The organism is Hymenobacter baengnokdamensis (genome assembly GCF_008728635.1).
Taxonomy (GTDB): Bacteria; Bacteroidota; Bacteroidia; order Cytophagales; family Hymenobacteraceae; genus Hymenobacter; species Hymenobacter baengnokdamensis.
The window spans coordinates 1,682,591-1,696,787 of sequence record NZ_CP044285.1 but is presented as its reverse complement, the minus strand read 5'-3'; the positions used below and the strand labels follow the sequence as shown (position 1 = coordinate 1,696,787).

At 60.9% G+C, this 14,197-nt stretch carries 4 protein-coding genes; all 4 read left to right on the top strand.

The window, feature by feature from the left end:
- Window positions 1–402: 402 nt before the first annotated feature.
- The 4 genes from F6X24_RS19275 to F6X24_RS07075 all read left to right on the top strand — a co-directional run bounded on the left by F6X24_RS19275 (window position 403) and on the right by F6X24_RS07075 (window position 13,758).
- Window positions 403–8,865 (top strand): T9SS type A sorting domain-containing protein, encoded by an 8,463-nt coding sequence (locus tag F6X24_RS19275; protein ID WP_151087339.1) that lies wholly within the window; start codon window positions 403–405, stop codon window positions 8,863–8,865.
- A 388-nt stretch (window positions 8,866–9,253) separates the two neighbouring features.
- Entirely contained in the window at window positions 9,254–11,755 is a 2,502-nt protein-coding gene (locus tag F6X24_RS07085; protein ID WP_191906490.1) for a PAS domain S-box protein, read from the top strand.
- Window positions 11,756–11,762: 7 nt separating this feature from the next.
- Window positions 11,763–12,194 carry a response regulator gene (locus F6X24_RS07080; protein ID WP_151087337.1) on the top strand — a complete coding sequence of 144 codons (432 nt, stop codon included), beginning with the start codon at window positions 11,763–11,765 and terminating at the stop codon, window positions 12,192–12,194.
- Between the two features lie 106 nt (window positions 12,195–12,300).
- Window positions 12,301–13,758, top strand: coding sequence for an NHL repeat-containing protein (locus F6X24_RS07075; protein WP_151087336.1), 1,458 nt, complete (start codon window positions 12,301–12,303; stop codon window positions 13,756–13,758).
- The last annotated feature ends 439 nt before the right edge of the window (window positions 13,759–14,197 follow it).

The following is a 14,197-nucleotide window of genomic DNA, read 5'->3' as shown; positions in this document are numbered from 1 at the left end:
TTGCCTAAAAATACTTTTTGCCGGCCAAGGTCGGCGGGCCCAGCCAGCTGACTGAGGCTCAACCGCGATCCGGAATAAAAGCGACGGGAACAGCGACAAGGAGCGCCTGAGCCTGCCTGGTGCGGCCCGGCGGCCCATGACCCGCAAATAGGGTAGGTATAGGTAGGAGGCACCGGCGAAACGCTTTGGAAATTTGTGCTTTAAGCGCAAGTTTCAGGTCTGTGTACAGCTTGGCTGGTGCCGGCTGCCGGCTCAACCCCGGCCGCCCGCCCGGTACCCGGATTCGGAAACTGCTCTAGGAGAAAAAGCGGAATTAAAACCGCTATTTATTCAACTGCTAACGCGCAGTGTAAGCCACTACCGAGCTATTGCCCTTCTAGTATTCCCCTTTTATAAATTTTTATGCAGAAATTACTACATATTCTTTGCCCAGCAGCCTGGGCTAGTCGGGGGGCCAACCGACGCCGGCGACTACGCGGCGCCTGGTGGCTACTCGCCTTCGGGCTTATTAGCCAACTAGCCCGTGCGCAATCGGGCGGAGCCGACGTATTCACGCCGTCTGATAAGACGGTGGTGCGCGTCGCGGGCCCCAAAGCCACTTCTGCCAAGGGGCTGAATGGCACGGCCAGCGTACAGGCCGTGCCGGTAGCGCTGGCCCGCACCAGCCAGATTGTGCTGAACACGTACGGTGATACACCGCTGGCCGTGCCGCTGGCCGCCACGGCCGACGCCGGCAATTCAATTGTATCGTACACAGTATCGACGCTACCGCCCGCAGCGGCGGGGGTGCTGAAGCTGAATGGCACAGCCATTACGACTACCACGGTGATTGCGGCCGCCAATGCCGGTAACCTTACGTTCAAGCCGGTAGCGGGCTACTTTGGCACGGCCGTGTTTCAGTACAAGGCCAAAGACAACCTCGGCAACGTTTCAACGGCTACTACCTACGGGGTGCCGGTGAGTAAAGCAGTATGTGGTGCGGGCACGGGCCAGGCCAACGTGCTGAGCTACTACGCCCGCACGGAGGGCGAAGACTGGAAGGTGAACCGCTCGGTTGTTATTGATGGCGTAACGATTACCGCCAACCCAACCGGGACGCCCTACGCTGCCTCGCCGACCACGACCGATATTTTCTTTGTATCGGACCAGGCGGCCATGCCGGGCAAGGGTCTGGTATGGGCTGAGGATTATACCTCGACGGCCGCGACCACGACCACGACCACCTTTACCTTCAGCCGGGCGCTGGCCAATTTTACGCTCTCGATTGGCGATATTGATAACGGCACGGGCTACATCGACCAGCTGACGCTGCAGGGATATGATGTCAGCAATAACCTGGTTACCATTCCGGCGGCCAACGTCTCGACGGGCAGCACTAACACCTACAGCAACAATATCTTTACGGGCACGGCTAATAGTGCCGCTTCGGCCGCTACCGACGTGCTGGCCTCATTTCCGCAGCCGATTACCCGGCTCGTGATGACGTACCGCAATACGGCCACTACCCAGTCGGACCCGGCCAGCCAGCTGATTGTATTTCCATCGATGGCCTGGTGCGCTCAGGCTGATATTCAGACCACTATCGCTAATAACCAGCCCCGGGCGCGGGCCGGCACCTCGGTAAGCTACACCGTAACGACCACCAACAACGGCAACACTGACGTGCCTACGAGCGTGACGCCCACGCTGACCCTGACGCTGCCCACGGCGTCGGGCTACACCCCCAATGTGCTGCTGAACGGCGTAGCGGCCGGCGCTGCCTACAACAGCACAACGGGGGTGCTGACGCTGCCCACCAGCACCAACCTGGCCGTGAACGGCTCGGTCGCCAACGTGGTGAGCTTTACCATGCCGCCGGCCAGTGCGGGCGGCGTAAGCGCCATCAGCAACGTGAGCGCTACCGCCCTCGACCCCAACACGGCCAACAACCAGGCGGCTACGCGCACCACTCAGAATACTGCCCCGGTAGCCAACGCCGTAACCAACCCGACGGCTATTCTGAGCAGTACTACCACGCCCACCGCCATTGCCCCGCTCAATGCCAGCGACGCCGATGCGAGCACTGGCAACACGACTATCGTTTCGTACACACTGGTGAGCGTGCCGAACCCGAGCACGCAAGGCTCTGTTTATATAAACGGCAGCACCACAGCCGCCACGGCAGGTACCACCTTCCCGGTGCCGACGTCGGCCACAACCAGCAGTCCCGGCTACCAACTCACGTTTGTGCCGGTGGGCTCGTTTGCAGGCAATGCTACCTTTAGCTACCTGGCTACCGACGATGTGGGGGCCACCTCCAACCAGGCTACCTATACCATACCCGTGACGGCCGGGGCCGACCTGGCCACACTTATCTCGGGCCCGGCGAGGGCGGCGGAGGGCCAGACGCGCTTTTATAACACAACGACTACCAACCGCAGCGGGGCCGCCGTGAGCGACGTAGCTGCCACGGTAACGCTTTCGAGCAAGCCGCCATTTAGCAGCGTTTCGGTGACAAATGGCAGCTACAATGCCACCACGGGCGTAATTACCTTCAACACGCTTGCCCTGGCAGCCGGGGCCAGCACTATTAGCAGCTTTTCATTGGTTGCACAGGGCTCTCCCAGCTCTATTACGATTACGGCAAACAGCAGCAGCGCCAGCATCCCGGACCAGGACCTGACCAATAACAGCGCGAGTGTTGCTACTACTATTACGCGTACGGGACTGGCCGGCCTAGCCGCCGCGTGCGCCACGCCGGGGCAGGACCTGTCGCCAACCATCAGCACCAACCCCAACGCTTATTACCCCGCGGCCAATCAGACCCTGGCCGTGAACGCCACGTCCATCGCGGTTGGGGCGGCTACGGGGGCGGCCACCGACATCAAGCCCGGCGATTTGCTGCTCGTTATTCAGATGCAGGGGGCCGACATTGATGCTACCAATACGGACTCGTACGGCGACGGCCAGCCCGGCAGCGGCGGCTTTGGCAACCTGAGCACCAACTTCACGGCCGGCCAGTACGAGTACGTAAAAGTGCTTGGTTCGGCCCCCACCGTAACCGCTGCCGCGGGCGGCACCATTCAGCTGGCCACCGGCCTTAAGTTTAGCTACCAGAATGCCGATGCCACTACCTCGGCCGGCCAGCGCCGCTTTCAGGTAGTGCGCATTCCGCAGTATCAGAACCTGACCGTGAGCGGCACTATTGCCCCCGCAGCCTGGGATGGTAAAACGGGGGGCCTGCTGGCCCTCGACATTACCGGCAAGCTCAGCTTTGCGCCCGGCGCCCGGCTCGATGCCTCGGGCAAGGGCTTCCGGGGCGGGGCCGGCCAGCGCCTTAAGGGCACTACTGGCACTACCAACCTCGATTATCGGGCGCCGGCGCCCGCAAGCGGCACCACGCAGGTAGGTGCCCACGCCATGAAAGGAGAAGGCATAGTTGGCACACCCCGCTACGTAAACAATGGCACGTCCTTATTCGATACGGGCGTTGATGGCTACCCCAACGGCAGCTCGGCACGAGGCGGCCCTGGCAACGCGGGCGGCGGCGGCACCGATGGGGATGCCACCGCCAACACCATGAACAGCGGCGGTGGCGGCGGCGGCAACGGGGCCCGCGGGGGCCACGGCGGCAACACCTGGAGCAGCAACGCGGCCACCGGCGGCGAGTCGGGCCTGCCCCTTGACCTGGTCAGCACCAACCGCCTGATTCTGGGTGGCGGCGGGGGCGCGGGCTCCAGCAACGACGGTACCGGCGACGGCTCGCTGACGGGCTACGCCAGTAGCGGGGCCGCCGGCGGCGGCATTGTGCTGGTACGCACGGGCTCGGTAGCGGGCTTCGGCAGCATCCTGGCCAATGGGGCCAGCGCCAGCAGCACCGTAGCAAACGATGGCAGCGGCGGCGGCGGGGCCGGCGGCGCTATTCTGGTTACGGCTAATAACACGGCTTCCCTGGGCCAGCTGTCGCTTTCGGCTACCGGGGGCAACGGCGGCAGCAACACGGCCACTGCAGCTCAGGGTCCTTATGGCCCCGGCGGGGGTGGGGGCGGCGGCGTTATTTTAACTAATGCGGCGCCGGGCAGCCTGGCGGTGGCGGGCGGCGCCAATGGCACTACCGCCGGCGGCGTAGCCTTTAATGCCGAAGCCGGCACGGTTGGCCTGAGTAATACGCAGGTCAGTACCAGCATCGCCAACAGCGCGGCGGGCATCAATTGCAGCACCGATGTACTGGCCGTTGTGACGGCACCGGCCACGGCGGCGGCAGCTAGTACCGCTACCGCTACGGTTACCTTCGCCAACAACGGCGGGCAGCCGGCAGCCAGCGTTACGCAGGTTGTGACGCTGGCAACGGGCGATAAGTACAAGCCTGTAACGGGCGTGGTAGCCACGGGCAGCATCAGCATCAGCTCTCCCGACCCGACGACCGGCAATGTAACGGTTACCTATCCAGCCCAGTCCTCACTGGCCGGGGGCACCAGCACGCCCTACAACATCTCGTTCACGGTGCCCGGCACGGCATCCGTAACCACTACGGCCGCTATCACCACCGCCACGGGTGAGCCCGTAACCGACAACAATACCAGCTCGGCTACTACCTCCATTACGGGCTACGCCGATGTAGTGGCGGGCATATCGGGCCTCTCCACGATGAATGCCGGCCGCCAGACGGGAATTTATTCACTCGTATTTGCCAACAACGGTCCGGCCGCGGCCAGCAATGTGCGTATGACGGCAACGCTGCCCGCCGGAGTCGCTGCGGCCAACGTATTCTTTCCTGACGGAACCACTTACCCCTACGATGCGAGCACTGGCATTATTACGTTCCCAAGCGTAGCATCAATGCCTACCCGCGACGCCCGCTTTTACCGGGTGAGCTTTATTGCGCCGGTGCTGCCGGAAGGCGCCAGCGTAACTGTTCAGAACGCAATCGTTACAGACAGTCAGCAGGATTCTGGCAGTGGCAGCGGCACTGCCCCCGATAATGCGTCTATTGGCGCCACTATTAACAGCGTGGCCGACGTGGCCAGCATCGTGACGCCGCAGGCCAGCACGGTGACGGCCGGTGCTACGGGCACGTTCAACGTTACTTTTATCAACTACGGCCCTTCGCTATCGACCGGCGTAACGCGGCGCGTGCTGCTGCCACCGGGCCTGCTAAACGTAACTGCTTCCAACGGCGGCACCTACGACCCGGCCACCGGCATTGTAAGCTACGCGACCTCCCCCGACCTCGCCCCTAATGCCAATGCGTCTTCCACGGTCACGTTCACCGCTCCAGCGCGCGGACCGGTGACGGCAACCTCGAACATGAACGATGCCACGATTTTCTCGGGGCAGTCGGATAATAACCAAGGCACGGCCACCATCAGTGTTACGCCGGTGGCCGATGTAACCACTACGCTCAGCGGCCCCACGGCCGTGGTGGCCGGCAACCTGGCCACTTTTACGGTGCTTACGGCCAACAGCGGCCCGGCCACGGCGGTATCGGCCGCCGCAGCGGTCGTGCAAACCGTGCAGCTGCCTGCCAACCTGGCCGGGGTGTTTGCCTCAAACAACGGCAGCTACGACGCGCCGTCGGGCGTGGTTACCTTTCCAGCCGTTCCCGTATTGCTCAGCGGCGCCACTATATATAATACCGTAAGCTTTGCGGCGCCGGCTTCGGGCTTTACAGCCACCGCCAACGTGACGACGGCTACCGCTGAAAGCAACAGCAACAACCTCTACACGGCGCCGGCTACTACCAGCAGCCCGGCCACTACCGACCAGGCCAACATTTTTACCAAAGCTGCGCCTTCGGATAAAAACGTAGCCCCGGGCACGCCCGTCTCGTTCACGATTACCACAGGCAATAATGGCCCGCAGGCAGCCACGGGCGTGGTGCAGCAGGTGTCGCTGCCCGTCGGCCTTACCGGGGTGAGCCTCTCGGGCGGCGGAACCTACACCCCGGCTACCGGTGTGGCAACGTTCGCCATCGGCTCGCTCGTGAGCGGCACCAGCGTCACCAACACCATTACCCTGGCGGCGCCGGCCGCCGGCCCCATCGCGGCGCTGGCCAGCGTTTCGGCCGCCACCTCCGACCCGGTACCCGGCGACAATACGGCCACCTCTACCATAGATGTTAATCTGCTGACCGATGTAGCTACTACCCTGATTGCGCCTTCTACCGCCTCAGCCGGCCAGGTAGTTACCCTCACGGTGAACACCATCAATAACGGCCCGGTACCGGCCACCAATGTGGTGCAGACCGTTACGATTCCGGCGGGCCTCGACCCCCAGCTGGTTACGAGCACGGGCGGAGGCACGTATGCCCCGGCATCGGGGGTAATTACCTTCCCGGCCATCGCCTCACAGGACGCGAACAACGTGGTAACGAATACGATTACCTACAAGATGCCGGCTGTTAAATCGACGGATACGAACAACTCCACAACGTTTGCAAACACCGCTACCGTCAGCACTACCACGCCCGAAAGCGTGCGCACCAACAACACGGTAGCCGTAGCAACCGCCGTGAAGTGGAACACCGATATTGTGGTCAGCGTGAACGGCCCCGCGGCGCCTATTCTGGGTAACCCAGCCACCTACGCCGTGTCTTTTACCAATAACGGACCGGCCGAGGCACTGAGCATCACCCCGGTGCTGCGCATCACTACTTACCTGGGCACGGTAGTGGCGTCGGGCGGGGGCGTATATGACCAGACGACGGGCATCATCACCTTCCCTACTATTACCAACCAGGCGGTGGGTGCTGCCGGCACCGTAACCCAGACCGTAACGATTACCGTGCCCGACCGGCCCATTATTGGCGCCGCCGGGGTGGCCAACGTATCGCGGGCCACCAACGACCCTATTCTGAGCAACAATGCCGGCGGCCCCATTGCCGTAGTACAGCCCGCCACCAGCACCCAGGTCGATTTGCAGACCACCATTACGGCCACGGACAGCAACAACGCGCCGATTACCACGCAGCAGGCCGGGCAGCCGGTGGTGTTTACGGTAGTGGCTACCAATGCCGGCACCGTCGCCTCTACTATGCAGGAGCGCGTGAGCCTGCCAGCCGGCCTCAGCGTAGTAGTGCGCGATGCCACCAATAGCGTGCTGGCGGGTGCCTATGATGCCGCCACGGGAGTTGTTACCTTCCCGAGTATACTCAACCAGATGGGCGGCACCAGCAGCACGTACCACATTACCGTCAACAACCCGCTCAACGACCCGCTCGTGGCCACGGCCCTCATCGATGGTGTGTACTCTGACCCGGTGGCCAGCAATAACCAGCAGTCGGTCAGCGTCGCTATTCAGCCCGTTGCCGACGTAGCCATTCAGCTCAGTGGCCCGGCCCAGACGCTGCCCGGCAGCGTGGCTACCTACCAGGTGATTGCCCTCAACAACGGGCCTTCGCCGGCCAACAGCGTGAGCCAGACCGTACAATTGCCTACCGGCCTCACCGACGTGACGGCCTCGGGCGGCGGCACCTACGACCCCACTCGCGGCCTGGTTACCTTCCCCGGCATTGCCAAGCAGTCAGTAGGCGGTCCCGGCACAGTAGCTAATACCATCTCCTTCACCTTCCCAACCACGGCCCAGACCCTGACGGCTACCATCAGCACAACGACGACTGAAGTAACTGGGGGAACGGCCAACAACACCTCGCCGGTGCTCACTACCCTGGCCAATCAGCTCCCGGTAGCCAACGCCCGGTTCAACCGCCTGCAATTGCCGGCCGGTAATACCGCCGATGCACTCCCCCTGAGTGCCATCAGCGGTATTGACCTCGATGGCGCCGTGGCTTCCTTCACTGTTACAACGCTGCCAGCGGCGGCAGCCGGGGTATTGGCTCTCAATGGTACCCCTGTCGCAGCCGGGCAGTCTGTCGCCCTTGCCGATATAAGCAAGCTTACCTTCGACCCGGCCGCTACGTTTGTGGGCAACGCCTTTTTTGCCTTCACGGCCACCGACAACCTCAGCGGCGTATCCAGACCGGCGCTGTATGAGATTGCCATTGGCCAGGACAATGCCTCGATGTATACCAATACTCCGCTCAAAGGCGGTGCCAATCAGTACCAGAACGGCGACGTAATTGCCAACGTGGTTGATGCCAACGGGAGCGCGTACAGCAGCGCGGCGGCCCTCACCGACAACGGCGTGCGCACGGCCGGCGTAGCCAGCGGCAGCCTGGCCCCCGGCCTTGAACTGGATGCTGCCACGGGCCAGGTGCGCGTGCTCGACCGCCAGCTGCTCGTGGCCGGCACGTACCCGGTGGGCATCCGGACCGTGGATGCCAACGGGGGTATCACAACCCAGACGGTGAACCTGCAAATAGGCAACTACCCGCTGCCGGTGGTGCTCACGAGCTTTACGGCTACGGCTGCGGGCGTCGATGGGCAGCTACGCTGGACCACGGCCCAGGAGCTTACCAACAGCGGCTTTGGGGTAGAGCGCTCGTTCGATGGCCTCCGCTTCGAAACGCTCTCGTTCGTAGCGGGCGCAGCCACCTCGGCGCCAGCCCACCGCTATGCCTATGACGATGCCGGTGTGGGGCAGCAGCACCCCGGTGCCGTGTACTACCGCTTGCAGCAGCTGGACCAGAGTGGCAAAGCCAGCTACAGCCCGGTACAGGTGGTGACGTTTGGCCTGCCCGCGCTCCCGATGCAGGTGTCGCTTTACCCCAATCCGGCCCAGGCCTCAACTACCCTCGACCTGACTCAGCTGCCGGCCGGGCCGTATCAGGTAACCTTGCTCGATGCCACCGGCCGTGTGGTGCAGGTGCTAAGCCTGGCGGGCGGCCTGCCCCACCAGCTCGCGGTAGCTGGTCTTCGCAGCGGCACCTACCAGCTTATTATTCAAAATACTACCCTGAGAGTCATCCAGCGCCTGCTCAAAGAGTAGCCTATTGAACGGCTCACTAAAAAGCCTCTCCCCAAGAGAGGCTTTTTAGTGAGCCGTTGTCGCCCCGTAATCTTTTATTTACTAAATAATTAACAATCTGTAAGAAGCCAAGCCTTCATTTTGCCAGCCGTAAGCTTAACGCTGTTCCCTGTTGGCCATGACCCAAAAATTGGGTAGGCCTTTTACCCGTCCCACCCGCCTAATCAGCCGAAATTTGTTATCTGGCAGCCCAACAGCGCGGGCAGGTGCTTCGTCTAAGGGTATTTATTCGTGTTGTTTTGGGGCGGGTAATCCGCCGTCGCCGCCGGCTTGGCTGCGGCAAATACTCTCTACTTCCGCACCGACTGCCATGGCCGCCCCCCACGACACCCGAATTTTAGCGAGTTTGATGAGCTATTCCTCCGACGTTATCTGCGTTATCGACCCTAAGGGACGGTTTCAGCGCGTGAGCACCGCCAGCCTGAGTATACTGGGCTACGACAGCGACGAGATGGTCGGCAAGTCGTTTGGCGACATCATGCACCCCGCCGACCGCCAGGCGGCCCTGGCTCAGTGCCTGCGCGCCTACCAATCGGCCCCGATGTATTTCGATAGCCGCTGTCTGAAAAAAGACGGCCAGGAAATAGGTATCTCGTGGTCAGTCTTCAAGGTTCCTGCCGATGGTGTGCTGCTGTGCGTGGGCCGCGACACAACCTCTGAGCGCCAGCCGCCGCCCTCCTACGGGTACGAAGCCCTCAACGAAGTATTTATCGGGTATGGGTTCGACATGGTAGGGCTGCTTAGCGCAGAAGGCGTGTACACGTACGTGGGTGGCGCCACGCTCAAAACAATTGGCTACCGGCCCGAAGACCTTATTGGCAGAAGCTGTTTTTCGCTGATTCACCCCGACGACCTGCCCCAGGTGCTGGCCCTCTGGAACCAGCTCGACACCCAGGACAGTATTCTGGTATCCGATTTTCGCTTTCAGGCTGCCAATGGCGAATGGAAATGGATTCAGACGACGGTAAGCAACCAGCTGCACAACCCGGCCATCCGGGCGTATGCGGTAAGCTCGCGCGATGTTTCGGAGCAGAAGCGGGCCAGCTTTGAGCTGGCCGAAAGTGAGCAGCGCATGCGGCTGCTCTTCGAAAACAACCCGGCCCTGGCCGTTTTTCAATCCACTGAGGGCCTTATTCTGGATGCCAACCCGGTCTTTCTCACCTTCTTTAAGAAGCAGAAAACAGAAGTGGTCAACCATCAGCTTGCTGAGTTTTTGCCCCATGGCCTGGGCCTGCTTTTCGAGCAAAGCTTCCGCAAGGCCGTGAGTGGCCACCGGGCAAAGTTTTTGGCCGTCGTCAACAATGAGGCCGGTGAGGAGCGGCATCTGCGCGTGAAGCACGTGCCCCTGGTTGTGCAAGGCGAGATAGTGGGCGTCCACGTAATGGCCAAAGACATCACAAACATCCTCACTGCGCAGCGCCTTATCAAGCAGCAGGCCCAGCAGCTCACCACTATTCTGGAGAGTATTACCGATGCCTTTTTCTCGCTCGATAAGAACTGGAACTTTACTTACCTCAACCGCGAAGCCGAGCGGACTCTTGCCTTGACGCGCGAAGCAGTTGTGGGCAAAAACCTGTGGGATACCTTCCCCAACGCTATGCCTATCTACCGCACGAGCTATCAGCAGGCTCTGAATACCGGCCAAACGGTGGAGTTTCGGCTTTTTGAAAAAAAGCCGGGCCGCTGGTTTCAGTTCAAGGTCTTTCCCTCGCCCGATGGCCTGGCCGTGTACTTTTCCGATGTCTCCGAGCAGGTAAGCGCCGAAAAGAAGCTCCAGCAGCTGGCCCTTGTAGCCAGCGGCACCGACAACTCCGTTATCATTACCAACGCGCAGGGAATTACGGAGTGGGTAAACGCAGCCTTCACCAAGCACACGGGCTATGTGCTGGCCGATATGGTGGGCAAAACCCCCGGCCAGGTCTTGCAAGGCGCCGAAACCGACCCTGCCACCGTCGAGCGCATCCGCGAGCGCCTGCTTCAGCAGAAAGCCTGCCACGTAACTATCCTGAACTATAAAAAGTCGGGGCAGAAACTCTGGTTTGCTATGGATATTACGCCCATCTACGACGATAGCGGGCAGCTCATGCAGTATATATCCATTCAGCAGAATATTACCTACCGCAAGGAAATTGAGGCGAGCCAGGCCAAAATGACCCAGGACCTGTACCGGCAAAATCGCGACCTTCAGCAGTTTACCTACGTACTTTCGCATAATCTGCGCGCTCCGCTGGCCAATGCCCTGGGCCTGGCCGACGTGCTCACCAAGGTTGATAAAAACAGCGCGGCCTTTACCAACTCGCTGGCCCTGCTGGGCCAGAGCATGAAGCAGGTCGATACCGTACTACACGACCTGAACCTGATACTATCGCTGCGCGACAACCAGGACATCCAGCCGCCCGAAACAGTAGCGCTGGCCGACGTGTGCCAGGAAGCCACTGAGCACCTGGCCGGGGCCCTGGAGCAGTGTGGCGGCCGGGTAGCGCTTCAGCCGGAAGAGAACCTGAGCATTCACGGCAACCGGGCTTTTATCTATAGTATATTCTATAATTTACTATCCAACTCCATCAAGTACCGCTCGGCGGAGCGCTCACTGCTGGTGGAGATAAAGTGGCAGCATACGGCGCAGGGCGGCATCAGCATTTCTTTTACCGATAATGGCTCGGGCTTTGATATGTACAAAGCGGGGTCTGATGTCTTTCAGCTCTACAAGCGTTTTCATACCAACCAGCGCGGACGGGGCATTGGCCTGTTTCTGGTCAAAACCCACGTCGAAGCCATGGGTGGCAAAATTGAGGTAACTAGTGCCGTTAATGCCGGCACCCGCTTCCTGATTCATCTCGACCCCCGTTAACTTGCTTATGCTTACGCATTTAATCGACGACGACCTTATCAGCCTGTACCTGGCCGAACAGGTGCTGGAGCTGGAAGGCTTTGCCTCTCAAATCTGCACCTTCCCCTCGGCTACCGAGGCACTGGCGTACCTGCTGCCGCGCCTGCCTGCCCCCGAGCTGCAGGTTATTTTCCTTGACCTCAACATGCCGGTGATGGACGGCTGGGATTTTTTGGAGGCCTTGCTGCCCCACGAAGAAGCCCTGTTGAAATCTACCCGCATTTACATCCTCACCTCGTCGCTGGCTCAGGCCGATACGGCCCGCGCCGCCAGTCATCGCCTCGTAGCCGGCATCATCCGCAAGCCTATTGCCGAGCAAGAGCTACGCGCTATTGCCTCGCAGCTGCGCAGCCTGGGCTGGGCCATCCCGGCAGCCGACCAGCCCCGCCTAAGCCGGTAGCCTACCTGGAAGCAGGCATAGGTAGGCTACCGCATTTAGGGTAGTATTTTTCTAAGTTGGCAGTAGTAGCAGTAGATACTTTTACTGTATACTTTTTGCCCAACTTATGAATTCACGCTTTACTCCTTTATCTGTTCTGGCAAGTAGCAACCGCTCCGCACATGGGCAAGCTGCTGCGACTAGCAAACGCCTCCTTTCGACTATCCGGACGCTTTTAGTGGCCGTGCTGTTGCTGGCAGCCCAGGCCGGCTATTGCCAGAGCCCTCAGTGGCAATGGGCCGTGCAGGCAGCCGGCAGCGGCACTTCGCAGCTTAAAGGCGTAGCTACCGACCAGGAGGGCAACACCTACGCAATAGGATTTTTCACAGACAAAACTACTTTCGGCACAATTTCACTCACCAGCCGGGGCAAGAGCGACCTGTTTGTAGCCAAGCTCTCGCCCGCTGGCAGCTGGCAGTGGGCCGTAGCTGCGGGCAGCAGCGGCAGCGACCAGGCAGCCGGCATTGCCCTCGATGCCTCAGGTGCCATTTTCGTTACGGGCAGCTTCAGCAACCAGGTTGCCCTGGGCGCCACTACCCTCACCAGCCAGGGTGCTACCGACGTGTTTGTAGCTCAAATCGGTACCGATGGCCAGTGGCAGTGGGCTACCTCGGCCGGCGGCCCCGGCCTCGACCTGGCCCGTGCCCTGGCCACTACCGGCACTGGCGCGCTGGTGGTGGCCGGGCAGTTTGCCGCCACCGCTGCATTTGGCCCCAAAGCCCTGACCAGCAACGGTATCAGTGATGCCTTTGTAGCCAGCCTTACGCCGGCTGGCGGCTGGCAGTGGGCCACGGCTGCCGGCAGCGCGGGCAATGATGAGGCGCGGGCACTGGCCGTATCAGGCAAAGGTGATATATACGTGACGGGCTATTTTAGCGCGCTGGTTGCCTTTGGGGCCACCACGCTGCGGGGCCGGGGTCTCAACGATGCCTTTGTAGGGAAGCTGAGCAGTACCGGCCAGTGGCAATGGGCCACGGCCGCTACCAGCACCAACACCGCCTATGGCAAGGGCCTGGCCGCAGACCCCGCCGGCGGCGTATTTGTAACGGGCTCGTTTAGCGGCGATGCCTTTTTTGGGCCCGTTCGCCTCTGCGGCGACAACGATGATGGCTTTGTGGGCCGGCTTAGCGCTAGCGGTCGCTGGGATTGGGTCAGGAGTATTTCAAGCCCGCTTCTGGAAAGTATTGTGGGCATCGCGCTCGATAAGCAGGGGAAGCTCTACGTGGCCGGCACTTTCAGCGACCAAATTCGGGCCGGCGGCTTCCAGCTCGTTAGTCGTGGGCACACCGATGCCTTCGTGGGCTACCTAAGCCGGGCCGGTAACTGGCTGGGCCTGACGGCGGCCGGCGGGGCCGACGACGACGATGCCCAGGCAATGGCGCTGGCGGCTGGCGGCGAGGTGTATATCGGCGGTGAATTCTCCTCTCAAGCCACATTTGGCAGCTCGCAGCTTCAGGCGGCCAGGTCCTATACCCAGCTCTACGTGGGTCAGGCCAGTGTGCTGCCGTCTGTCCCGCAGCCCTAGAGCGGTTTCCAAGTCAGGGCACAGCTTGGGTGGGGCGGACTGCCGGCTCTTTGTTGGCGCCGGTCGTTCTTACGACGAGCGGACAGCCTTTACCCAGACTTGAAAACCGCTTTAAGTATCCCGACCACTTCCACAGCGCAGGGCAGCCGGATAGCGACGCGAAAGTGCAGCGCTGCCTGCTTTTTTGCGTCGCTATCAGAAGTAGCCTGACCCCCAGGGCATCACCGGGCTTTTAGCGGCTTTGCCAGCTCACTGCTTCTTACCTATCACTACCTGGCCAGGCGGGCTCCAGCTACAACTTCCATCAGGCGCCGACGCCCGGTAGTTCGAAAAACCCAGTGGGTATGGGAAGGCAGACTAGCCATATAAAAAATTATTATAAATAATATTAAAATAATAATAATCTTACTATATAAATAATTTAAAATTATTACTAGTT